Origin of the sequence: Marinobacterium sediminicola (assembly GCF_022343685.1) — a bacterium.
Classification (GTDB): domain Bacteria; phylum Pseudomonadota; class Gammaproteobacteria; order Pseudomonadales; family Balneatricaceae; genus Marinobacterium; species Marinobacterium sediminicola.
Window position 1 is genome coordinate 3401629 of the sequence record NZ_CP092123.1, and the last position, 23164, is coordinate 3424792.

18 protein-coding genes are annotated in these 23164 nt (G+C 53.4%); 7 read left to right on the forward strand and 11 right to left on the reverse strand.

What is annotated here, in order from left to right; all coding sequences use genetic code 11:
• Positions 1–3: 3 nt before the first annotated feature.
• Genes msbA through LN244_RS15665 form a run of 3 tightly spaced genes read right to left on the reverse strand, consistent with a single transcriptional unit; the run spans position 4 to position 3967 of the window.
• On the reverse strand, positions 4–1776 hold the full coding sequence (msbA, locus tag LN244_RS15655) for a lipid A export permease/ATP-binding protein MsbA (protein WP_239040684.1): 1773 nt from the start codon (positions 1774–1776) through the stop codon (positions 4–6).
• The gene (locus tag LN244_RS15660; protein WP_239040685.1) at positions 1766–2788 is read right to left on the reverse strand and encodes an NAD-dependent epimerase; all 1023 of its coding nucleotides are present in this window, start codon (positions 2786–2788) and stop codon (positions 1766–1768) included. Before LN244_RS15660 ends, msbA begins: the two co-directional genes overlap by 11 nt.
• A gap of 9 nt (positions 2789–2797) precedes the next feature.
• Positions 2798–3967 carry a nucleotide sugar dehydrogenase gene (locus LN244_RS15665; protein ID WP_239040686.1) on the reverse strand — a complete coding sequence of 390 codons (1170 nt, stop codon included), beginning with the start codon at positions 3965–3967 and terminating at the stop codon, positions 2798–2800.
• Positions 3968–4115: 148 nt separating this feature from the next.
• Here LN244_RS15665 and lpxL point away from each other — a divergent pair, with 148 nt between their 5' ends.
• Positions 4116–5045 (forward strand): LpxL/LpxP family Kdo(2)-lipid IV(A) lauroyl/palmitoleoyl acyltransferase, encoded by a 930-nt coding sequence (gene lpxL, locus LN244_RS15670; protein ID WP_239040687.1) that lies wholly within the window; start codon positions 4116–4118, stop codon positions 5043–5045.
• Here the strand turns inward: lpxL and asnB are convergent, their stop codons facing one another.
• Both asnB and LN244_RS15680 read right to left on the reverse strand, forming a co-directional pair.
• Positions 5046–6887, reverse strand: coding sequence for an asparagine synthase (glutamine-hydrolyzing) (gene asnB / locus LN244_RS15675; protein ID WP_239040688.1), 1842 nt, complete (start codon positions 6885–6887; stop codon positions 5046–5048).
• Positions 6887–7963 (reverse strand): glycosyltransferase, encoded by a 1077-nt coding sequence (locus LN244_RS15680; protein ID WP_239040689.1) that lies wholly within the window; start codon positions 7961–7963, stop codon positions 6887–6889. Before LN244_RS15680 ends, asnB begins: the two co-directional genes overlap by 1 nt.
• Positions 7964–8067: 104 nt before the next feature.
• On the opposite strand from LN244_RS15680, the gene LN244_RS15685 reads away from it, so the two are divergent.
• The gene (locus tag LN244_RS15685; protein WP_239040690.1) at positions 8068–8856 is read left to right on the forward strand and encodes a glycosyltransferase family 2 protein; all 789 of its coding nucleotides are present in this window, start codon (positions 8068–8070) and stop codon (positions 8854–8856) included.
• A gap of 55 nt (positions 8857–8911) precedes the next feature.
• The gene (locus tag LN244_RS15690; RefSeq protein WP_239040691.1) at positions 8912–10870 is read left to right on the forward strand and encodes an acyltransferase family protein; all 1959 of its coding nucleotides are present in this window, start codon (positions 8912–8914) and stop codon (positions 10868–10870) included.
• A gap of 50 nt (positions 10871–10920) precedes the next feature.
• On the opposite strand, the gene LN244_RS15695 is transcribed toward LN244_RS15690, so the two are convergent.
• From LN244_RS15695 to LN244_RS15710, 4 genes are all read right to left on the reverse strand, one after another.
• Positions 10921–11970: a glycosyltransferase family 4 protein gene (locus LN244_RS15695; protein WP_239040692.1), complete on the reverse strand. Its 1050-nt coding sequence runs from the start codon at positions 11968–11970 to the stop codon at positions 10921–10923.
• 86 nt (positions 11971–12056) lie between these two features.
• Positions 12057–12863: a glycosyltransferase family 25 protein gene (locus LN244_RS15700; RefSeq protein ID WP_239040693.1), complete on the reverse strand. Its 807-nt coding sequence runs from the start codon at positions 12861–12863 to the stop codon at positions 12057–12059.
• Positions 12864–12926: 63 nt separating this feature from the next.
• On the reverse strand, positions 12927–14024 hold the full coding sequence (locus LN244_RS15705; protein ID WP_239040694.1) for a glycosyltransferase family 4 protein: 1098 nt from the start codon (positions 14022–14024) through the stop codon (positions 12927–12929).
• Positions 14021–14920 carry a mitochondrial fission ELM1 family protein gene (locus LN244_RS15710; RefSeq protein WP_239040695.1) on the reverse strand — a complete coding sequence of 300 codons (900 nt, stop codon included), beginning with the start codon at positions 14918–14920 and terminating at the stop codon, positions 14021–14023. Before LN244_RS15710 ends, LN244_RS15705 begins: the two co-directional genes overlap by 4 nt.
• Before the next feature lie 229 nt (positions 14921–15149).
• Here LN244_RS15710 and LN244_RS15715 point away from each other — a divergent pair, with 229 nt between their 5' ends.
• Complete coding sequence (locus tag LN244_RS15715) at positions 15150–16145, forward strand: branched-chain amino acid aminotransferase (protein WP_239040696.1); 996 nt, start codon at positions 15150–15152, stop codon at positions 16143–16145.
• A gap of 67 nt (positions 16146–16212) precedes the next feature.
• Here LN244_RS15715 and glnE read toward each other — a convergent pair whose 3' ends face one another.
• Together glnE and LN244_RS15725 are read right to left on the reverse strand one after the other, a co-directional pair.
• Positions 16213–19125: a bifunctional [glutamate--ammonia ligase]-adenylyl-L-tyrosine phosphorylase/[glutamate--ammonia-ligase] adenylyltransferase gene (gene glnE / locus LN244_RS15720; protein ID WP_239040697.1), complete on the reverse strand. Its 2913-nt coding sequence runs from the start codon at positions 19123–19125 to the stop codon at positions 16213–16215.
• A 10-nt stretch (positions 19126–19135) separates the two neighbouring features.
• The gene (locus LN244_RS15725; RefSeq protein ID WP_239040698.1) at positions 19136–19771 is read right to left on the reverse strand and encodes a CYTH domain-containing protein; all 636 of its coding nucleotides are present in this window, start codon (positions 19769–19771) and stop codon (positions 19136–19138) included.
• Between the two features lie 153 nt (positions 19772–19924).
• Here LN244_RS15725 and LN244_RS15730 point away from each other — a divergent pair, with 153 nt between their 5' ends.
• The 3 genes from LN244_RS15730 to argE all read left to right on the forward strand — a co-directional run bounded on the left by LN244_RS15730 (position 19925) and on the right by argE (position 23147).
• Positions 19925–20602, forward strand: coding sequence for a TIGR00153 family protein (locus tag LN244_RS15730; protein ID WP_239040699.1), 678 nt, complete (start codon positions 19925–19927; stop codon positions 20600–20602).
• A gap of 23 nt (positions 20603–20625) precedes the next feature.
• On the forward strand, positions 20626–21891 hold the full coding sequence (locus LN244_RS15735; protein ID WP_239040700.1) for an inorganic phosphate transporter: 1266 nt from the start codon (positions 20626–20628) through the stop codon (positions 21889–21891).
• Between the two features lie 104 nt (positions 21892–21995).
• Positions 21996–23147 (forward strand): acetylornithine deacetylase, encoded by a 1152-nt coding sequence (gene argE / locus LN244_RS15740; protein WP_239040701.1) that lies wholly within the window; start codon positions 21996–21998, stop codon positions 23145–23147.
• The last annotated feature ends 17 nt before the right edge of the window (positions 23148–23164 follow it).

The window sequence follows — 23164 nt, forward strand, 5'->3', positions numbered from 1 at the left end:
TGCTCACTCCGAATCAGCCTGCAAAATATGGAAGTTTGCATAAGCACCTTGCCGTTCCAGCAGTTCAGAATGTGAGCCTTGCTCAATGATTCGACCGTCCTCCATTACGACGATAATGTCCGCTTTTTCGATAGTGGATAACCGATGGGCAATCACCAGCGTGGTTCTGCCGCGCATCACTTCTTCCAGTGCTTCCTGAATATGTCGCTCGGACTCTGTATCAAGAGCAGAGGTTGCTTCGTCAAGAATCAGAATGGGTGCATCGTTCAAGATCGCGCGTGCAATCGCAATTCGCTGGCGCTGCCCCCCAGACAGAAGCACACCGTTTTCCCCGACCCGGGTGTGGATCCCGTCAGGCAGTCGCTCGACGAACTCCATCACATGAGCGGCCCCGGCCGCCGCCAGAATAGCCGATTCACTGGCTCCGGCCATGGAGCCGTAGGCGATATTTTCGGCGATAGTGCCGTTGAACAGCACCACGTTCTGATTCACCAGAGAGATATTGCTGCGCAGACTTTCCAGCGTGAATGACTCCAGCGGCTCACCATTGATCAGCAGCTCGCCACTCCAGCCGTCATTGAAACGCGGCAACAGGCTGGCCAGGGTCGACTTGCCACTTCCGGAACGCCCTACCAGTGCCACGCTTTTACCTCGCGGCAACGTCAAACAGATGTCCTGCAGCACCTGCTTCTCCGTCCCCGGATAGGCATAGCCCAGATGACGAAACTCGATATCACCCACCTGCTCCAGCTGACGGGTGCCACTATCTTCCTCTGCCGGCTCATCCAGCACCTGGAACAGACTTTCGGCCGCCGCAATACCCTTCTGAACGATGGAAATTACATCCGTCAGCAGACGCAGGGGCTTGGTAATCATCCCTGCCGCAGTCAGAAAGGCCACAAAACCGCCTGTCGTCATGCTGCCCATGACATCCGGATGCATGGCGAGGAACAGCAGTGCCGACAGCGCCAGTGCGACCAGCAACTGGATAATCGGGGTATTGAGGGATTGGGTTACCACCAGCTTCATGAACTGACGCTTGTTATGCAGACTGACCTGATTAAACCGTTCGCGCTCAGCGTCCGCACCGCCAAAAATCCTTACGACCTGATAGCCCTTGATCGACTCTGAGGCCGCTTCTGTGATGTCCCCCACCGACTTTTGGATCCGTCGACTCAACTTTCGCATCCGCCTGGATGCCATGGAAACAACCAAGCCAATCAGTGGACCGGCAGCAATAAATATCAGGGTCAACTTCCAGTTCAAGTAGAACATGTAGCCCATCAGGCCTGCGACAGTAAGTCCCTCGCGAAACAGCACCTTGATCGCACTGGTTACTGCTTCAGTGACCTGCTCTACGTTATACGTCAGCTTAGCCAGTAGTTCTCCGCTGGAATGATGACTGTAAAAGCCGGAGGGCAATAGCAGCAGGCGCTCAAAGACCTGAGTACGAAGCCTATGTATAACTTCACGTCCTACATACGCGATGCTGTAATTGCCTATAAAGCCTCCCAGCCCTCTCAGGATGAAAATGCCCATCACCGATGCAGCCAAAAACCAGCGCTGGTCATAGTCATTTTTCTGTACGGTATCCACCACCATTTCCAGCCACTTGGCAGATAGCGCCTGGCCTGCACCATAGATGGCAAAGCCGATGAAGCTGATGACGAATATGAACCAGAGAGGTCTTATATAGACCAACAGGCGCTTATAGGTCTGCCAAGCGCTATCGGTTGACGAATGAGCGTCAATTTCAGGAATCGTTTTAGACTGCATAGTACTCTCGATACCAGGTAACAAAACGCCGTACACCCTCCTCAACAGACGTTGCGGGTCTATAGCCGACGCTTTGCTCCAGTGCACTGCTATCAGCAAAGGTATCCGGCACATCGCCAGGCTGCAACGGCAACATTTCCTTCTGTGCCTGCTTCCCGGTCGCCGCTTCGATCGCTGCGATGAAATCCACTAGTTTGACCGCATCACTATTGCCGATGTTATAGAGTCTGAAAGGTGCATGACTGGTTGCAGGGTCAGGATGATCACTGTCCCAATCCTGATTACTGCTTGCTGGCTGGTCGCTGGCACGGATCACACCTTCAACAATATCGTCGATATAAGTGAAGTCACGCGAGTGGTTTCCATTATTGAACAGTTTGATTGGTTCTCCCGCCAAAATGCGGCTGGTAAACAGGTGAGGCGCCATATCCGGACGTCCCCAAGGGCCATAGACCGTGAAGAAACGAAGCCCCGTGGTGGGCAAGTTGAACAGGTGGCTATAACTGTGAGCCATCAATTCATTGGAGCGCTTGGTGGCAGCATAAAACTGTACTGGGTGATTGACACCATCATGTTCACTGAATGGCATTCGAGTATTGGCACCGTATACGCTACTGGTGCTGGCATAAGTCAGATGCCCAACCTGTTGCTGACGGCAGGCTTCCAGAACATTCACGAAGCCGACAACATTACTTTCCACATAGGCATGTGGGTTTTCAATCGAATACCGCACCCCTGCCTGAGCAGCCAAATGAATTACACGGTCAAATCGGTGCTCTGCGAAACAGGACTCAACAGCTTCACGTTCAGCAAGGTTGGCACGAATAAACTGGTAATATGCGCCAGTTTCAGCGGCAATTTCCTCAAGCCGCTTCAAACGGGCTTCCTTCAGACCGATGTCGTAGTAATCATTGACATTGTCAAAACCCACCACTTCATCACCCCGTTGGAGCAGTTTCATCGTGGTGTGAAAACCAATAAAGCCGGCATTTCCGGTGACCAGTATTTTCATAGTATTGCCTCAGGAGTCGCTGCCAAACAGGTCACGCGTGAAGACCCTGGCTTCACAGTCCCGAATCTCGTCTGCCAGACGGTTGGCCAAAATCACATCACTGACCCGCTTGAATTCGTCCAAGTCACGGATCACACGGGAATTAAAGAAAAGATCATCTTCCAGCACTGGCTCATACACAACCACCTCAATACCTTTAGCCTTGATTCTCTTCATCACCCCCTGTATTGCGGAAGCTCGGAAATTATCCGAGCCGGACTTCATGACAAGACGATAGACACCCACCACTTTCGGGTTGCGTGCGATGACAGCGTTGGCGATAAAATCCTTTCGCGTGGTATTAGAGTCCACGATCGCGCGTATCAGGTTATTGGGTACTTGATCATAGTTGGCCAGCAACTGCTTGGTGTCCTTCGGCAGGCAATACCCCCCATACCCAAACGAAGGATTGTTATAGTGGTTACCAATACGGGAATCGAGACCAACACCCTCAATGATCTGGCGAGTGTTCAGGCCATGGGCCTGGGCATAGGTGTCAAGTTCATTAAAGTATGCAACCCGCATTGCCAGATAGGTATTGGCAAACAGCTTAATGGCTTCTGCTTCCGTGGCATCGGTAAACAGCACCGGCACATCCAGCTTCAGCGCCCCTTGTTTGAGCAAACCTGCGAAGCACTCAGCTCTCTCGGATTGCTCACCCACAATGATGCGTGAAGGATACAAGTTATCGTAAAGCGCCTTTCCTTCACGCAGGAATTCTGGCGAGAAAATGAGATTATCCGTATTCAAGCGCGCACTCAACTCACGCGTATACCCTACAGGCACTGTAGACTTGATCACCATCACAGCGTGTGGATTAACCTCCAACACGTCCTGAACCACTGTTTCAACACTTTGGGTGTTGAAATAGTTCGTTTGGGGATCATAATCAGTCGGCGTTGCTATGATCACAAAATCGGCACCAGCATAAGCTTCGTGCTTATCGAGTGTGGCATTGAACTTTAACTTACCGGATGCCAGATACGCGCTTATTTCAACATCCTCTATTGGTGACTCACCTCGATTCAGTTGATCAACTTTGTCACGGACAATATCCAGCGCCACTACTTCGTTATGCTGAGCCAGCAAAACCGCATTGGATAGCCCGACATAGCCTGTACCTGCAACTGCTATTTTCATCTGTAACCTTTCAGCCATCTGGTCCGGAATAAGGAACTCATCATATCACGAGAGCCTTCGGCATGGGGCCCCACACCCCATGTCTGTTTGCTCGATACAAGGCTCCACTTTACAATCTGTGTAGACATGACTGGTTACAAGATTGCCCGTGAGCCAACACACCGACATCGACAAGCACTTTCTGACTCCACGATTCTGGCCGATCTACATCGGTCTCGGTCTGTTATGGATGCTAAACCGTCTCCCTTGGCGCTGGCAGATTCGCCTTGGACGCATTTTGGGCCGAATTCTGTTTTACATGAGCCCGCGTCGGCGACATGTAACCGAGGTCAATATCCAGCTCTGCTTCCCAGAGCTGGACGCCAAGAAACAATCGAAGATGGTCAAAGCCGTGTTCGCCAACAACGGCATTGGACTATTTGAGACCGCCATGGCCTGGTGGACACCGCGAAAAAAGCTGAAAGGGCACTTCACGCTGAAGGGACAAGAGCATCTGGAAGCTGCGCTAGCAAAAGGCAAGGGCGTCATTCTACTGGGCGCACACTTTTCTACCCTGGACCTGGGCGGGTTATTGTTCTCGAATTTTTATCAAGTCGACGCCATGTATCGCCGTCACAACAACCCGCTGCTTGAAAAGGTGATTACGCGATGTCGCCAGCGCTGCTTTGAACTAGTCATTGAGCGCTCGGAAATTCGCAAGGTCCTGAAGGCGCTTAGGCGCAACCATATTGTCTGGTATGCTCCCGATCAGGACTTTGGCAGCCACCAGTCAGTCTATGCCCCATTCTTCGGCATCCCGGCAGCCACCATCACGGCTACCACACGCATGGTCAGCCTTAATGATTCTCCGATTCTTATGCTGGCCCAACACAGGCTTCCTGACGACTCAGGGTATGAACTGGAATTATTCCCCGTAATCACACCCTTTCCGACTGGTAATGAGGAAGCTGATGCGACCCGAATCAATGCTGAGATAGAGCGTGCCATCAGAAAAGATCCTGCTCAGTACATGTGGGTTCATCGACGCTTCAAGACTCACCCAAAGGGCAAGAATTACCTGTATCAGAAACCACGATGATTAACTCAACAACCATTCTAAAGGATCTACTTTTTCAGGTGGTTTTTCACCTGACCCTTCGATGAAAAGGCGATGCCAGATCGCCAGCTGAAGCAATGCAGCAATAGGTTCAACCAGTTTTTTGTCCAGCTTGGGAAGCGCCACAAGCAACGACCTGAGCTCCTTGTGCGCTACGATGTCAACTAACAGAGGAGAACGCATCAGCGCCTGCTCAAGCCGAAGTGGATCCAATGATCTAACCCAATCAACGACAGGTACGGAAAAGCCCTTTTTACGCCCCTGCGTAACTTCGGGCAAATGTGTTTTCAGCCACTTGCGCAGTAAATATTTACCCAATCGTCCACGGTGTTTCAGAGCCACGGGCAAAGACAAACCAAACAGCACCAGTCGATGATCAAGAAATGGCACTCTGCCTTCCACCCCCTTAACCATCATCATCCGATCAGCCTTGACCAGCAAATCATCCACTAACCAAGTTGTAATATCGGTCGCCTGCATCCGGGTAAGTCGATCAAAGGATGCAAACCTTTTCCAACTATTGACAAAAGGAGTTCGCCAATGCTCAAAAAGATTTGACCGTTGGGATGATTGGATCAGGCAGAGTGACTGTGGTCGATTAAAGCGCCCTTTGGTCCGAAACCCGCCACTCCCGGGTGCTCGTAAACGGGCCATCCACTGCTGCAACGGGGTCATACGATAACGCCCATAGCCAGCAAAGACTTCATCACCACCCTCACCGCTTAATACAACCTTATGGCTTTGCGCTGCTCTGTCAGCGAGCATCAAAGTAGGCAGGGACGCAAAATCACCCATCAGTTCATCACTGGCCCATACTGCGTACACAAGGTGATCAAACAGCTCGATTGGCTCGGATTTCACACACTCCAACTCAAGACTGCAGGCTCCCGCTACAGCTCCGGCAGACTCGGACTCATCATGAACAGAAGATCCGGGAAAGGCCAAGCTCCAAGCCTTGGGAAATTCTTCATCAAAGCGGCACCGACTGAGTTCTGTTGCCAATATGGAAGAATCTATACCTCCCGAGAGGAATAAGCCTACCGGCACATCAGAGCGCAAATGCTTTTGCAGAACATCTTTCATTAATTGATCAAATTTTGTCAGCGCTGCAACTTCATCACCCTCAAATGCTGGCTGCTCTTGAAGGGCTTCCTCAAGTGACCACCAAAGACCCGATTCAATGCAGCCATCAGGTGAGACCTTTAGAAACCCACCTGGAGGAATACGCCGAATACCCTGGACCGCAGTATTCTCACCAGAAGCAAAGTTAATCTGCAGAAAGCGCCCCACAGCCTCAAGATTGGGCCGAGGCCTCTCCGGCAGTACACCGATCAAGGCCTTTATTTCTGACGCAAAAGCAATGCCGCCGGATACTTCACAGTAATATAGCGGCTTGATTCCTAAACGGTCACGAACCAGAAGCAACTCGCCCTTGTCACGGTTAAACAAGGCAAATGCAAACATCCCTTCCAGCTGATTTGCAAAGCCTGCATCTGTTGTGTTACCAGCCAAAGAAACTATGACTTCACAATCAGACTTCGTACTGAATTCGCCCCCTCGCTCAGCCAGAGTTTGCCTAAGTTCAACATGATTGTAGATTTCACCATTGGCCACCAGAACCTGGCGATGGTCGCTGGAGTACAATGGCTGCTGACCGTTTTCAAGATCGATTATTGAAAGTCGAGTATGAATCAGTGCTATCCCGTGTTCTGAAAACAGTCCCTGACCGTCAGGGCCTCGGTGCGATAACGCCTTGGCCAGTTGCGAGCACAAACTGCCTTCAATATCACGGCCAGGAGTGTATATGCCGGCTATACCGCACATCAGCTTACCCCTCCCAACAACTGTTCATACAAGGAACGATAAGCCGAAACGATTGTAGCCTGACCAAAGCGATGCTCCAGCGTTTGGCGCCCTGCCGTCACCATGGCCTCTTTCTGGTCAGCAGGGGCAGTTAGCAGTTGATGCATGGCTGCTGATAACTCTTCGCGAGCGTCAATATTGGTTAATAGGCCGTCACGACCATCGGTTATTAACTCCAAAGCACCGTCACTTCGAGTGGATACAACCGGCACCCCATGAGCCCAACCTTCCAGAATCACGTTACCAAGCGGCTCGTGACGAGATGGGCACACGAAAAGGTCTGCAAGCGCGAAAAACGGCGCAGGATCTGACTGCCAGCCCAGAAAATGAACCCGACTGGCAGCAACACTCTTGCGGGCCTGATCCTTCAACGCATCAGCTAAATGGCCATCACCCGCTAAAAGCAGTTGTACACGACGCCCGTTAATTTCCTTCGGCAAGACGGAAAAGGCATCCAGCAAGGTGTCAAAAGCCTTGTTTGGATGCAAGCGTCCAAGTGCAAAAATGACCAGGTCGTCACCGAGGCCAAGACGAGTTTTCCATTGCTGCCTTATTGCAGCATCCACAGGCTGAGGGGCCGGAACAAAATTGCTGATGAAGTGTACGCGCTCTGACGGGTACCCATTCCTGATCAGGAAATCACAAATCCCCCGGGTATTTCCGACCAGCGAATGCACATGACGATAATGATCAGGGTTATAAAACCCGCCTAATCGAGCCACATGCACTGGCCCCTTGCCAGGCCTCAGGCTTACCGAACGTGTTGCTCGCCCCATCCAGGTTTGGACGATATCCGGACGCTCTTTGCGAATCAGCGAACTTAAGCTCAAGCGTGAAAAGGGGTCAAAAACGCTTCGCATGGCACAGGTTGTTGCCGGCGCAGCCAGTTGATGCAGAAGCTCACTTTTGTGAGGCACTACAGCAACTGAGCCAACATCAGCCGTTTGATTGAAGGCCTGGTGCAGGCGAACAAAAAAGCTTTCAGCACCACCCAATTTCTTGCTGCCGATAATCTGAAGCGTCTGAATCCGGCTCACGGGAACTCCTGTCGATGTACAAAACTTGCCAGGCGAACGAGTTTACCCCGACAATAGATTGCGATTATAGCAACCTCTCGTTTTTTAAAACCAACAGGCATTTCATGACCAACAACACTCTGCCGATCAGTGTCACCATCATCACTCTAGACGAGGCCGAGCGAATCGGCATGGCAATCGAGAGCGTACGCGACTGGGTTGATGAGGTCATCATAGTGGACTCAGGCAGTACAGACGGTACTCAAAACATCGCAGCTGCTCTGGGCGCCAAAGTCATCCATCATGACTGGCCAGGGTATGGCCTGCAAAAGCGTTTCGCCGAGGACCAGGCGAAAAATGACTGGATACTCAATATTGATGCTGACGAACGCATTCTGCCTGAACTGAAGTCGGAAATTGTAACGCTGTTTACAGAATCCTCCCGGCAAGCGGACGGATATTTCATTGCCATTCACGACCGCCTGTACTGTTCCAACCGACTAAGTACCTATACGCCCTACAAGCCTGTGCGTCTCTACCGTAAATCCAAAGGGCGCTATAGTACCAGCACTGTCCATGACCGGGTTCATATGCTGCCCGGAAGCAAAACAGCTGAACTAAAGGGGCGCATGGCACATGACTCCCTCCGTTCTTTCCATCAGCGTATTGAGAAAATGAACGAATATACTGAGGCTCAGTCCGATGACATGCTGGCACGTGGTCGCAAGCCATCGACATTTCGTATCCTGACAGAGCTCTGGATATACTTTATCGTTGGCTATTTTTTCAGGGGATATTGGCGCGGAGGGTTAATGGGCTATATCTATGCGGTAAACTTCGCATATAGCCGCTTCTTGAGACAGATAAAACTTTTCGAGAAAGAACACAAGAAAAAAAATAGCATATTATACTAAAGCATCAATCCAGCAAACCAATATAAGCCTATATAAAATTCGTTAAGGATCTACAATGTCATACCGTCGGGACATAGATGGACTTCGTGCAATCGCGGTTTTATCTGTCATAGCTTATCATTTGGGTATATCTTACTTTCAAGGGGGCTTTGTTGGTGTAGATGTTTTCTTTGTAATTTCGGGCTATGTCATTTTTAAAGGTACACTGCCCTCTATTGAAGAGGGTAGCTTTTCTTTCAAGGATTTTTTCAAAAGAAGACTTTATCGCATACAACCTGCTCTTCTCGTACTTTTGGCTGCCACGTTCATACCTGCACTGTTTATCTTAACACCTTCTGAGTTAACCAATTTCTCAAAATCAGCCCTTTCTGCTGCATTGAACCTGTCGAACTTTCACTTCAATGATTTGTCAGGAAATTATTTTGCTCCACTTTCAGAGTCATCTCCTCTTCTACATACATGGTCACTGGGTGTGGAGGGGCAGTTTTATCTTATTGCCCCATTGATGCTTCTGATCGCAAGTAGGAAGAAATCCATCGAACTCATTTCCAAGATACTGTTTTTTACTTTAGTGGGAAGCTTCATCCTAAATGTATCTTCCATATACTTGTCTGGCGATCAGGGTGATGCTTTCTATTTACCCACACACCGATTCTGGGAATTTTCGGTCGGTGCACTTATTGCCATTTTGGAGCGAAAAAGTTACTTCACATGGAGGGAAAGATATTCATCGATGTCCTACATCGGCATGGCCGGCATTTTGTTTTCAACTATTTGCGTCGAAAACAATGGATTTTTCCCCGGTTTTTTTGCATTGATTCCAGTCTTAAGCACTACGCTTATTATTGCTTTTAACCATGAAAATTCATATCTCAGCAAGGTTTTATTATCAAAACCACTCGTTTTTGTTGGTAAAATATCCTTCTCGTTATATCTGACACATTGGCCAATTATCGTTTTTTATGAGTTACATTCTGGCTCTGAGATCACAACCCCTGTCGAACAGGCCTTAATTTTCTCATTATCATTTGTCAGCGCCATTGTACTTTTCAAGTTTGTGGAGCTTCCTGCACGTAAACTAGGCAAATCTAAAGAGACCAGAACACTTTTGCATTTTGCTGTTCCACTTTCGTTAGTGTTCATGGCATTTATTGTCATCAAGCAAACGAAAGGCCTGCCCGAACGATTGAATGAGGAAGCATTAGCAATTTATTCTGACACCGTAAATGTTAGTAGTCACCCATGCCCTGCAATTGAGGGTTGGTCGCAGAGAAAAGCGTCTGTATGTGGAGAAATACTAAATAAATCACAGTTTGATTTCCTCGTCTGGGGTGACTCGCACGCAGGAATGCTCGGATCAACACTGCGTCCACAGCTTGCCGCAATGGATCAGTCCGTTGTCTTTGCAACTATGGCCGACTGCCCACCACTTATAGGTGTTTATACTTCAAAGCGGAAAAATAGAGAGGAGTGTGCCGAGCTCGCACAAGGGATACTAGAGCGCATAGAACAGGGCATTATAAGAAACATAGTACTGGTGAGTCGATGGGCAACTCTTGCATCGCCGGTCCCCGCACCAAGTGACGGACAGAGCAGCAAAGAGATATTTAGCCGTGCAACAGGTGAGAAGACCTCTTTTGACCAGGCACTAAAGTACACGGTATCCATATTAAAAGAAAAAGGAGCTCAGGTTATTGTTGTAGGACCAGTGCCTGAAGTCGATTTTGATGTTCCGGAAACCATGATTAGATCAATTTATAACGGGTTTTCGCTCCCAGTTTCGAAGCGCTCTGATTTTGACATACGCCAAAGAGATGTTTTAGATACCATATCGAGCATAGAGAGAGAAAACATGGCTAAAGTGGTTTTACCGCACACTATTTTGTGCGATCAACATTCATGCACTACGCACTTTGGCAAGCGCCCACTTTATTCAGACGATGACCACCTTAATGAGTATGGAAGCAGTATCATAACCCCCCTTATAATTAAAGCATCCATAGATTATCTCTAACAGAAAGACTTGTGTTAAAAGGGTAGGCACTTACCCTGCCCCTTTGACGCCTACTGTGTCCGTCCATCATTGACCGCCCGTTCCAGCAACTGCTGTAACCGTGGTAACAATGCGTCCATACTGTACCTGCGCGCTCGCTCGTGGGCCTTGCCCACCACATTCGGCCAATCTGTATAGCTTTCTATTGCATATTGCAGAGTCTCAGCGAGCGATTCAGCACTATTGACTTCTGCCAGCCAACCATCTTGGTCATGAGTAATTTGACTCGCTGGCCCATCAGTTTTGGTCGAGACCACAGGGCATCCATATGCTGCGGCTTCCAGCACCACTATTCCAAACGACTCATACCGAGAAGGAAAAACGGCCAAATCGATATTCTGCAGCCAGTCTGCGATGTCATCAACCCAGCCATCAAAAACAACCACCTCGCTGATCCCCAGAGCTTCCGTAAGCTCCCGAATCTCGCTTTCACTATCACCGGTTCCAGCGATATGTAACCGCAGTTCTAAACCACGCCGCTTGAGCCACTTCAGGGCTTCCAGCAATAGATCTATTCCTTTTTCCGGGTTGACCCGACCTATAAATCCCAACTTAACCGGATCAGGCGGCTCCAGCCCACTTCTCCTTATTGATAGCTCAGGCACATGCCAAATCATGTTAGGAAATATCGCAACCCGACTTGCATCAAAACCCTCGCGCAGGCTGTTTTGCCTCATCTTCTCGGTGAGAACAACTAAAGTATCAACCCCTTGCATGCGCTTAAGCTTATCACTGTGAGAGAACCCCAAAACGGGGAAGGGTAACCCCCACCGACTCCGAACCAGTATGCTCGTCGCACGGGAGTTATGAGTGATAATCAGATCTGGTGCTGACCGTAGCAGCTGTCGCCTGGCTTTCAGCATAGCCAAAACGTCATAAAAGCCTTTAGCAGAAAAAGGTACTATTTCAACCGTCTCGTCCAAAGCACTTTGATACGGCGCATCTTCAGGTATCCAGGCTTCCACCTTATGACCCAATACGACTAAACTGTTGGATACATTAACAAAAGCTTGCTCCAAGCCACCTTTTTTATTAGATACCAGTACATTAATAATTTTCATCTAAACAGTATCTTCGTATGGCTGCAAAAGATCTTACGCCAATATTTGTTATAGGATTACTTAATATCTAAAAGCACTGCAATATCTTAAGAACCATTAAGATATTCAAAGAATCGTTTCAGTCCTCTTTTCCTTACATTATTAGAAAATGAAAAATTTCTTTTATTATCAGGATCTATCGAGCTTTCAATATCTCCTTCTTGATAAAAAAGACCGGGTACGACATAGGTAATATCCATTTTACAAATCTCTTTAATTCGTCCCCAATCATCTGCTAAGAAGCCCTGATCAAAACATCTAATATATCTTTTCGCAGCCTCCCTGCTAATTATATAAGCATGAGCCAACCACAAAGATCTTTTCTTATCCACATGCTTATGAAAGCTTATTTTATATTTATGATGCCTCACCGTGAAAATCTTTTCTGAGGCTGCTTTTTTCCACTGATTTCCTCGCGGACCTAAATGACATATAAAAGCACCTCCTTTTATTGCCTCCTCATATAAGAAAGGAGCAATTTTTTCCAAGCAACCATCCTTGTATGCCTCAGAAGAGGTAACATCATCTTCCAAGATCATAAGCAAGGGTGACTCTGTCTCTTTAAAAAACCACTCTATAACTTTAGCATGTGATTGTAAGCATCCGATTTCTCCTGGAAGTATATCTCTAGAATAGAACTCTTTCATTTTTATGTATAAGTCAGAGCTATTCAGTTCCTCAAAGGGAATATACCTCATATCTGAAGCAGGCCAATAGTCCTCAACCCACTCAGAAGGAAATTTCTTTTCCAATAGAATATTCCTTCGATCTCGCGCACCAGCAAGAGATATAATAGCTACTGGAATTTCACACTCACCATTCTGAGCTCTTTTCCAAGAAACAAAACGACACATCACAACTCCATTTTCAACTCAAATTCAAATAACATATAAATGAACCATTACACAATTATAATATCAACAACACTCTAAGCCTTCATAAAGCCAGATTGTTTTATTAATCATATTGCTGAGGACATATGGATTTTCCCTGATTTCATCTCGGCTGCTTAGCAAACTGCTGACCCGCTGAACCGCACCCTCGACATCCCCGACAACCACCTTTCCTTGCGGATAGATAGCCGTAAGCGTCTCCGCAACTGCCCCATAGGCATACCCGACCACTGGCGTGCCAATCGACAGACACTCCACCACCGTTCTGCCAAAGGCCTCCGCCGTCGTGGATGTCAGCGACAGCATCACATCCGAGATGGCATACAGGTTTTTCATGTCCGAGCGCGTGCCAAGGAAGGAGAAATACGCCTCCAGACCCGCTTCTGTGATCGCCGCTCTCACCTCATGGATAAACTTGTCCTTGGGATCGCTGCCCACAATCAGCACATGAAAGTCCTGACGCTGCTGACTCAGTCGAGCAACGACATTGACCAGATCCAGATGCCCCTTCCAGCGCGTGATGCGTCCAGGAAAACAAACAAGACGCTTGCCCTGTGCCTGCGGATAATCGCTGTAGAACTGCTGTTTCCACTCATCAGACGGCTGGTAACCGCGAGGAAACTCGTCAGGATCGATCCCTCGATGGATCACGGTCACTTTGGCAGGATCAACCTCAGGGTAGTTTTCCAGCAGGTACTGTTTCGCCGTCTCGGATACGGCTATCACCTTCTCCCCCTTGCCCATCACCGCGCTGTAGCGGTTTACCGAATGCATCCCGTGCAGTGTGGTGACGAATCGGGGACGCGTCGCCGGGTCCATTTTGCGCCAGGCCAGCCAGACCACCCAGGCAGGCATGCGTGAGCGCACGTGGACGATGTCGGGCTTCTCCTCGGCCAGCCAGCGGCGAAACTTCGGTGCTTGCAGGAAAGTCAGCAACGATTTTCTGCCCAACTCCCAGGACACATGGCGGCTGCCTTCACGTTCCAGCTGCTCGACCAGGCGTCCACCGGCAGACACCACCACTGACTCATGACCGGCCGCCACCAGGCCTCGAGCAATCTCCAGCGTTCCTCGTTCAACGCCACCCAGCTCCAGCGCGGGCAAAACCTGTACAACTTTCACAGCCAACCTCTTTTCAAAATTGCTTCTGCACAGCGCTCAGCTTCATTAAACGGCATCCCGGGCATGCTCAGGCACTCCAGCGTCCAGTCCGGCGCCCGGCTGACAAGCCCCTGTGCCCGCAACTCATCGACGCCCCGGCTGATGCGGTTGTCGGCCTGCTCATCGAGCGTCAGCACTCCAACCTTGCAACCCGCTGTCAGAGCCTCATACACCATTGACGCGCTATCCTGCGTCACCCAGCAGACCTCGGCACGTCCCAGCTGCTGAGGCAGCCAGTCCGGACCGGTCTCGGCCGCAGGCACAAAGCGGCCTCCTGCCAGCGCTGCCAGTGCCTGTTCGGTACTGGCTGGCGTGCGGCGCGAAGAACCGATCAGCCACTGACGTGGTTCGGCCGCCAGCAGAGCTTCAACCTGACTCAGCACCGCCGTCTCGTCCCAGTCAAAATGCTTTGACGGTCCCCCGATCAACACCACACCGCTGCCCGGCACTTTCTCTCCCGGCTGCATGCGGTTCAGCGCTCCGCGTGTAGTGATGATGTTGGGTCGCTTGTGCGGCTGGTCGTGCTCGGGGATCAGACACAGATCGAAGAAGCCGGTCGAGAGGGACGGCTGCATCAGCACCACGGCCGGCGCCCGATAGAACCGCCGCAGCGCCAGAAGCGTCAGGTGAGTGGCATGGCCGGCGCCAATGATCAGCGTAGGCTTTTCGTCCATCCGGGGCAAACCGGCACTGAAACAGAGCCGTAGCGCCTGAAGTTTTCCCATCGGCGGCTGTTCGCTGATGCAGACATCACACCGGCGTGCGATCGCCTCGGCCAGTCCCCGGGACTGGTTCAGATGCCCGGGCTTGCCATCGCTGACGATCCAGATCTGTTTGCTGTTATCGCTGCCGCTCACATCGGTCTCCGCAACCGGCGGCACATATAACCCCTAATGTCTGCCGCCAAAACGACAATGGTACCACCGGCATGGGGTTGCATCGAAGCGCGCAACACTATTTCTGCGTCTGGGTCATTCCATTTTTGTCATGAATGCATACAATCTATGATTGCTGCAGCTCTCCGCGCCATGCACCTGCGGTTTCACCTCCTCGAACTCTTTCAAACCAGCTTGTTAGGAAGGTTTTATGTCTGCTTTTGGTTCCGTTTTCATGCCTGAAATGGCGATCTCCTGGTTCGACGGCTCTCAGTGGAGCGACGCCGAGGTGGTATCGAGCGACAGTCTGCAGCTGCACCCGGGGGCTCACGTCCTGCATTACTCCAGCACCTGCTTCGAAGGCCTGAAGGCCTTTCGCCACGAAGACGGTTCGGTGAAGATTTTCCGCATGGACAAAAACATCCGCCGCTTGGCACAGAGTTCCGAACTGCTGGCCCTGCCGGCGTTCGATGAGGCCATGATGGAATCCATGATCCGTGACATCGTTGCCCGCTTTGCCGATGAAGTACCGGCGCCTCCGGGCTCCATGTACATTCGCCCGACTCATATCGGTACCGAACCGGCGATCGGCAAGGCAGCCGTACCCTCACTGACATCCTGCCTGTACGTGCTGCTGTCTCCGGTCGGGGATTACTTCACCGGTGGCGACAAGGCTCTGCGTTTGTTGCTGGACGACGAAGGCATGCGCTGCCCACCGCACATGGGCGTGGTCAAATCCGGCGGCAACTATGCCGGCGCCCTGCAGCCGATTATGAAAGCACGCGCCGAATACCAGGCCGATCAGGTACTGTTCTGCCCGGGCGGTGACGTTCAGGAAACCGGTGCTGCCAACTTCCTGCTGATCGACGGTAACGAAATCATCACCAAGGCGCTGGACACCACCTTCCTGCACGGCGTCACCCGTGACTCAATCCTGACCCTGGCTCGCGACATGGGTATGGATGTTCAGGAGCGTGAACTGACCGTGGAAGAACTGCTCGAGCGCAGCGCTCGCCCGGGCTGCGAGGCAGCACTCTCCGGCACAGCCGCCGTACTGACGGCCGTTGGCACACTGATCTACAAGGGCAAGGAATATCAGGTCGGCAACGGCGGTGTCGGTGAAACCACCCTGCGCCTGCGCCGCGCGCTGAACGACATTCAGTGGGGCAAGGCAGCCGACACCCATGGCTGGCTGACCAGCCTGTAACCCTTCCTTGGCGACACAAAAAAGCCGACGTTTTCGTCGGCTTTTTGCTTTCAGCATCCCGCGAAACTCAGGCGCCCAGTAAGCGCTGCCAGATCGCGGCCACACCTTCACGATACTCGCGCATCTCCTCTTCACCGAGCACACCGGACAGGTTCTGCAGTGTCAGACGATGCCCGGCAGCACGGTAAGCCTTGTAGGCTTCACGCAACAACTCAGCTTCATCCGAGGTCAACAGACCTGCTGCCTCGATGCTGTCGAGGATACGGATATTGTCCGTCCAGCGCAGCAGCTCCGGCAGGTCTGCCGCATGACGCAGCACCAGATACTGCACCATGAACTCGATATCGACGATACCACCGCGATCCTGCTTCAGATTGAACACCGAAGGGGCGTCTTCGGGTAAGGGTTTGCTGCCCAGATGCTCACGCATTTTGGCTCGCATCTCGGCCACTTCGGTACGCAACTGCTCCACCTCACGCGGCTTCGACAGTATAGCTCGACGCTCCTGTTCGAAGCGCTCGGCAAGTGCCGGGCTGCCGGCCACCACCCGCGCCCGCACCAGCGCCTGATGCTCCCAGGTCCAGGCGTCCTTTTCCTGGTACTCGCGGAAGGCGCTCAATGAGCTGACCAGCAGGCCCGAGTTGCCGGAAGGACGCAGGCGCATATCCACCTCGTAGAGAATGCCTGACGGCGTGAAGGTATTGAGGATATGGATGATGCGTTGCCCCAGACGGTTGAAGAAGACGCTGTTTGCGATCGGGCGGTCACCATCGGTTTCGAGGTTGGCAGCCGCATCGTGCAGGAAGACCAGGTCCAGGTCAGAGCCGTAGGACAGCTCGATCCCACCCACCTTGCCATAACCGACAATGATGAAGTCCGGGTCACAGGGGATACCGGGGCTTCTCTGTGGCGTGCCATGTTTCTCGGTCAAGTTGCGCCAGGCGATCTCCAGCACCGCTTCCAGCACTGCTTCCGCCAGCCAGGTCAGGTAGTCGCTGACCTTCATCAACGGCAACACGCCGGTGATATCGGAAGCCGCCACTTTCAGCATGTGGGCATGCTTGAAGTAGCGCAACGTCTCCATCAGTTGCTCGATATCATCTTCGGGAATGCGCAGCAGCTGCTGGCGCAGCTCGGTTCTCAACGCCGACAGATCCGGTGGCGAATACAGCGTCCGCGGGTCGATCAGTTCATCCAGCAACACCGGCTGCCTGGACAGCTGTTCGGCGAACCAGGCACTGGCCGAGCACAAGCGCACCAGCTGTTTCAGTGCCGCCGGGTTTTCGGCCAACAGTACGAAGTAGGCTGAACGACGCAGAACCGCCTGTACCAGCACCAAGACACGTCCCAGTGTGACCTCGGGGTTGTCACACTGCCCCGCCTGTTCCAGCAGCGCCGGCAATACGGCCTCAAGCCGTTCCAGCGCCACCTGCTGAAGCATCTGTACCGTGCGCAGTCCCTTCAGGTCCTGCAGAGCCTTCAATGCGACCTGAGGCTGGCCATAACCCTGTTCGGCGAGGAAGGCCTGTGCCGACTCGTCGTCCATCATCCCCTGCCACAGTGCCAACCACTCGGTCCGCAGATCATCGTCCTGGGCTTCAGACTCTTCGGAGGGTGCAATGACGTCCGCAAAATGGCGAGACACGGTCGCACGATAGCGGTCCAAAGCATCGGCCAGGGCATTCCAGTCGGCGTAGCCCTGAGCAAAAGCCAAACGGGCGCGTCCCTCTTCGTCTGCCGGCAGTTCCTGTGTCTGCTTGTCGGCGATCGCCTGGATACCGTGCTCTACGTTGCGCAGGAAGGTATAAGCCTCGGTCAGTTCGGCCACCGCTTCCTCCGGCATACCGACCTTGTCCGGCAGCAGCGGCAGGATCTTCAGCAGTTCCCGCTGTTGCAGCTCGGCATCACGCCCGCCCCGTATCAACTGGAAGGCCTGAGCAATGAACTCCACCTCGCGAATACCGCCGGCACCAAGCTTGACGTTCTGATCCAGCCCCTTGCGCCGAACCTCCCGGTTGATCATGGCTTTCATATCGCGCAACGACTCAAAGGCACTGAAGTCGATGTACTTGCGGTAGACGAAAGGACGCAACAGCTGCGTCAACTCCGCACCTGCTACCTTGTCACCCGCCACCACGCGTGCCTTGATCATGGCGTAGCGCTCCCAGTCGCGCCCCTGATCCTGATAGTAGCTTTCCATCGCCGCAAAACTGCACGCCAGAGGACCTGCCGAACCGAAGGGGCGCAGACGCATATCGACACGGAAGACGAAGCCATCCACGGTCAGGTTATCCAGCGCCTGAATCAGCTTCTGCCCCAATCGAATGAAGAAATCCTGGTTATCGAGATTCTTGCGTTCACCGTCCGTTTCACCATTGGCCGGGAAGGAGAAGATCAGATCGATGTCGGAGGAAAGGTTCAGCTCGTCGGCACCGAGCTTGCCCATACCCAGTACCACCATCCGCTGCGGGTGGCGTAGACCATTGGCATCGGGGCGAGAATGCGGCACACCCCAGCGCTGACACGCCTGCTCATACAGCCAGTCCAGTGTCCGGTCGATACAGGCATCGGCCAGGCGGGACAGTTCGCGCGTTGTGCCCCTCATGTCAGTGAGCCGATTCAGGTCACGCCAGATCAGGCGTACCATCTCGCGCTGGCGGAACAGGCGCAACTGGCGGTGCAGTTCTTTCTCATCGGTAATCGTACTCAGCCGCGCCTGCAGACGTTCAGCATAGGTCGAATCCGCATAGGCCTGCTGCAGGTCGCCACTGCTGATCAGCTCGGCCAGCCAGTCGGGGTGACGCTGCAATTGTTCCGCCACATAGTCACTGCCGACCAATACTCGGGCCAGCTGGGCATGCAACTCCTCAGGCAGCGCCTGCATGCTGGCCAGCGCGGACTCAACGCGGGCCAGGTTTCGCTCCAGCAGCGGGTGCAGAGCTGCCGGTACGGAGGTAAAACATTGATCTGCCTGTTGCATCGCCTTCCCCTTATTGCATCTGCTCTTGGCACTTCCGAAACAGCTCATATCCCCGCTGAGCCTTGCTTGGATCGAACGGACGCAACGTCAGGCTGCGTCCCAGCTCATCGGCCAACGCCAACAGGGAGGCTGTTTCGCCAGACTTGAGTTCCAGTTCCACTTCCAGGATTTCGTCCTGCAGGGCACCGCCCTCAGGGCAATCGCAGCGGATATGACCCTGATCCAGCGCCACCTCAATCTCGGCTCCCTGAAAACAGACCTGCCAGGTTTCACGCTCGAAATCGGTGGTGAATACCGGCAACAGCTGCAGCTGCTCTGCAGGCGGCAGACTCTTCGGCCAGATTTCACCACTCAGCTTCTGCATATCCAGCACAGGCTGCACCAGCTCCCATTCCCACTCACCACGCTGGTGAAGACCGTTGACGCTATGTCCGCTGGTTTTCAGGGTTTGGATAATCCGCTCACCCTGCCTGCGCAGGCGCAGCGCGACCCTAGCCCCGGCCAGTAAAAGGTCGGCACTGTCATAATAAGTATTGAGCAGCACACTGGGCTCTGAAGCCGTGACAGCCTTCAACAGGGAGTGATTGCGGAAAGCATCCACATCTGCAGCATTCAGCTGCAGTTTCAGTTCGGTTTCTGTTGCCATATTCCAGCACCGGTAAATTTTTTACCAGTGTACCCAAGGATTTGCGCTGATGGACGTCAGATTTCGGCTTTTTTTGTGACGACATCACTACAGATATATGACATCAACACGTATACTTGCGCCGAATTTTCCACCTGCAACAGGAACCGCAACATGGTAAACAGCCCAATTCTGCAAATGTTTGCTCGTTCCCCGTTCAAGCCGATGCAGGAACACATCGTAAAGGCACAGGCAAGCGCCGCGGAACTGATCCCCTTTTTCGAGGCGGTGATCAAGAACGACTGGAACACTGCAACCGAATGCCAGCAACGCATCGCCGTGCTGGAGAACGAAGCAGACGACCTGAAACGTGACATCCGACAGCGCCTGCCCGCCAGCCTGTTCCTGCCGGTGCCCCGCACCGATCTGCTGGACCTGCTGCGCATGCAGGACAAGATCGCCAACCGCGCCAAGGACATCGCCGGCTTGATGCTGGGACGTCAGATGCAGATTCCTCAGCCGATTCAGGAAGAGTTGCTCGAGCTCCTGCGTACCACACTGCTGGCCATCGAACAGGCCGTACTGGCGCTGAGCGAACTTGACGAGCTGCTGGCGGCCGGTTTCCGCGGTCACGAAGTCGACATCGTCGAACGTCTGATCACCGAACTGGACCAGCTGGAGCACAAGGCGGACGAACATGAGCGCAAGCTGCGTTCATCCCTGTTCGCGGTCGAGCGTGAGCTCTACCCGATCGACGTCATGTTCCTCTACCAGATCATTCAGTGGGTTGGCGACCTGGCCAACCGTGCCCAGCAGGTTGGTAACCGCCTGCAGCTGCTTCTCGCTCGATAAACTCAAACGACCAAGGCTAAACAATGGATATCATTGCTCAGTACGGCAACATCATGGTCATCATGGCCTGTGTCTTCGGCTTTTTCATGGCCTGGGGTGTAGGCGCCAACGATGTCGCCAACGCGATGGGGACCTCCGTCGGTTCTCGTGCCCTGACCCTGAAGCAGGCGATCCTGATCGCTATCCTGTTTGAATTCGCCGGTGCCTATCTGGCCGGTGGTGCCGTAACGGCCACCATCCGCAAGGGCATCATTGAACCCTCCCTGCTCGCTGGCACCCCGGAACTGCTGGTCTTCGGCATGATGGCCTCGTTGCTGGCAGCGGGTATCTGGCTGCTGGTAGCGACTCATTTCGGCTGGCCGGTTTCCACCACCCACTCCATCGTTGGCGCCATCGTCGGCTTTGCTGCGGTGGGTGTTTCGATGGAAGCGGTCCACTGGTCCAAAGTCAGCACCATCGTCGCCAGTTGGGTGGTCTCGCCCGTCACTGCAGGCCTGATTGCGTTCTTCCTGTTCAGGAGTGTGCAGAAGCTGATTCTGGATACCGAGAACCCCTTCGCCAACGCCAAGCGTTACGTGCCTTACTACATCTTCCTGGTCGGCTTCATCATCGCCATGGTGACCTTCACCAAGGGCCTGAAGCACATCGGCCTGCACCTAACCTGGTTCCAGAGCGCCGGCATCTCCATCATCATCGGCCTGCTCACCATGGCCGTAGGTGTGTTCATGCAGCGCAAAATCAAGGTCGACCCCAATGCCGACCGTGATTTCCACTTCACCAGCGTGGAAAAGGTGTTCGGTATCTTGATGATGTTCACCGCCTGCGCCATGGCATTTGCACATGGCTCCAACGACGTGGCCAACGCTGTAGGCCCGCTGGCCGCTATCGTCGGCGTCGTCAGTGCAGGGGGTGAAGTCGCACAGAAGACCGCCATGCCGGCGTGGATTCTGTTGCTCGGCGGTGGTGGTATCGTTGCCGGTCTGGTGATGTACGGCCACAAGGTCATCGCTACCGTGGGTCAGAACATTACCGAACTGACGCCCAGCCGTGGCTTTGCCGCAACCCTGGCCGCTGCGACGACGGTCGTGGTCGCCTCAGGCACAGGTCTGCCGATCTCCACCACGCATACGCTGGTCGGTGCCGTACTGGGTGTCGGTCTCGCCCGCGGCATGGCCGCCCTGAACCTGAAGGTAGTCGGAACCATCTTCATCTCCTGGATCGTGACCCTGCCGGCCGGTGCCATCCTGGCCATCATGTTCTTCTTCATGCTCAAGGGCATGTTCACCTGAGCCTGACAGCAGGAGCCGGTGCCCATCCGGCTCCTGCACGATCGGCATAGACCCCTTTCACGAAAGGTTGCACAATGAGGGCAAATAACGGAGCCCTCACAATCATGCCCGCACCCTTACCCGATACGCTGACGATGCTGCACCGATTGATTGCAGCCCCGTCCATCAGTTCTGCCACCCGTTCGCTTGATCAGAGCAATCTGACCGTGATCGAGCACCTGCACGAATGGCTTGAACAACTGGGTTTCCAGACCGAGGTCATGCACATCCCCGGCCACGCCGGCAAGGCGAACCTGATCGCTACGCTGGGCACGGGACCCGGAGGGCTGGTTCTGGCCGGACATACGGATACTGTTCCATGCGATCCGGAACTCTGGCGCTCAGACCCGTTTTTCCTGACCGAGCGGGACAACCGCCTCTACGGACTGGGCACCTGTGACATGAAAGGGTTCTTCCCCCTGGCGATCGAAGCGGCACGCCAGTTTGTCGACCAGAAGCTGAAGCAGCCCCTGATTATTCTCGCGACGGCGGACGAGGAGAGCTCCATGTCCGGCGCACGAGCGCTGGTGGAGGCCGGTCGGCCGCTGGCCCGTGCGGCAGTCGTTGGGGAGCCGACCAGCCTGAAACCGATCCGGATGCACAAGGGCATCCTGATGGAAGGCATTCGCATTCAGGGACGCTCCGGTCATTCGTCCGACCCTTCGCTGGGCGCCAATGCCATGGAAGCGATGCATGCCGCGATTGGTCAACTGTTGCAGCTGCGCCAGGAACTGCAACAGCAGTACCGTAACGAGCAATTCGCCGTATCAGTCCCGACCCTGAATCTGGGCTGCATTCACGGCGGTGACAGCGCCAATCGAATCTGCGGCAGCTGCGAGCTGCAATATGACCTGCGCCCCCTGCCCGGCATGACGCTGGACGGGCTGCGCAACGCCATCGGCGAGCGCCTGCGCCCGCTCAGTGACCGCTTCGGTGTGCAGATCGAAACCGAATCGCTGTTCCCGGGCATTCCGCCCTTTGAAACCCCTGCGCAGTCGGAACTGGTCCGTCTGAGCGAGAAGCTGACCGGCCACCGCGCCGAGGCCGTGGCCTTCGGCACCGAAGCGCCTTTCCTCGACGCGCTGGGCATGGATACCATCGTGCTGGGACCCGGCAGCATCAATCAGGCCCATCAACCGGACGAGTTCCTGGCACTGGACCAGATCAAGCCCACGGTTGAGCTGCTGCGCAGCCTGATAGCCCATTACTGTCTCTGAGCCCACAAGGAGCTGAT

Excerpts from the sequence above, each read along its gene's own strand:
- msbA (WP_239040684.1), bottom strand. The coding sequence starts at position 1,776 with ATGCAGTCTAAAACGATTCCTGAAATTGACGCTCATTCGTCAACCGAT.
- LN244_RS15660 (WP_239040685.1), bottom strand. The coding sequence starts at position 2,788 with ATGAAAATACTGGTCACCGGAAATGCCGGCTTTATTGGTTTTCACACC.
- LN244_RS15665 (WP_239040686.1), bottom strand. The coding sequence starts at position 3,967 with ATGAAAATAGCAGTTGCAGGTACAGGCTATGTCGGGCTATCCAATGCG.
- asnB (WP_239040688.1), bottom strand. The coding sequence starts at position 6,887 with ATGTGCGGTATAGCCGGCATATACACTCCTGGCCGTGATATTGAAGGC.
- LN244_RS15685 (WP_239040690.1), top strand. The coding sequence starts at position 8,068 with ATGACCAACAACACTCTGCCGATCAGTGTCACCATCATCACTCTAGAC.
- LN244_RS15690 (WP_239040691.1), top strand. The coding sequence starts at position 8,912 with ATGTCATACCGTCGGGACATAGATGGACTTCGTGCAATCGCGGTTTTA.
- LN244_RS15695 (WP_239040692.1), bottom strand. The coding sequence starts at position 11,970 with ATGAAAATTATTAATGTACTGGTATCTAATAAAAAAGGTGGCTTGGAG.
- LN244_RS15700 (WP_239040693.1), bottom strand. The coding sequence starts at position 12,863 with ATGTGTCGTTTTGTTTCTTGGAAAAGAGCTCAGAATGGTGAGTGTGAA.
- LN244_RS15715 (WP_239040696.1), top strand. The coding sequence starts at position 15,150 with ATGTCTGCTTTTGGTTCCGTTTTCATGCCTGAAATGGCGATCTCCTGG.
- glnE (WP_239040697.1), bottom strand. The coding sequence starts at position 19,125 with ATGCAACAGGCAGATCAATGTTTTACCTCCGTACCGGCAGCTCTGCAC.
- LN244_RS15725 (WP_239040698.1), bottom strand. The coding sequence starts at position 19,771 with ATGGCAACAGAAACCGAACTGAAACTGCAGCTGAATGCTGCAGATGTG.
- LN244_RS15730 (WP_239040699.1), top strand. The coding sequence starts at position 19,925 with ATGGTAAACAGCCCAATTCTGCAAATGTTTGCTCGTTCCCCGTTCAAG.
- LN244_RS15735 (WP_239040700.1), top strand. The coding sequence starts at position 20,626 with ATGGATATCATTGCTCAGTACGGCAACATCATGGTCATCATGGCCTGT.
- argE (WP_239040701.1), top strand. The coding sequence starts at position 21,996 with ATGCCCGCACCCTTACCCGATACGCTGACGATGCTGCACCGATTGATT.